The following is a 271-nucleotide window of genomic DNA, read 5'->3' as shown; positions in this document are numbered from 1 at the left end:
CGAACCTTCATTATGGGTGCCGCGCCGTCCCATGTCGATCGATACGAGCCGGCTCGGCGTCGAGGAGCGGATCGCCTCGTAATAGCATTCGCAGATCATGAAATAATCCTTGTTGATCCGCCGGAACGGCGTGAGCGAGAGGATATGGGTCGCCACGTCGTCGCCCTTTTCCGTGGAGATACCGAGCACCAGCTTGGAATCGACCAGGGAAAGCCTGAGCTTGTATGGACCACCGGGATGGCCGATCGGCTCGAACGAGTTTTCCTCCACG

General features: G+C 58.7%; 1 protein-coding gene. It reads right to left on the bottom strand.

Annotated features, from left to right (window positions below):
- Positions 1-271 (bottom strand): UPF0262 family protein (locus tag KVS69_RS19630; RefSeq protein ID WP_217539726.1); only part of this gene is annotated, 271 nt, incomplete at both ends.

This window comes from Stenotrophomonas sp. GbtcB23, from assembly GCF_019091045.1.
GTDB classification, from domain to species: domain Bacteria; phylum Pseudomonadota; class Gammaproteobacteria; order Xanthomonadales; family Xanthomonadaceae; genus Stenotrophomonas; species Stenotrophomonas rhizophila_A.
This window is presented reverse-complemented; position numbering and strand designations above follow the sequence as displayed.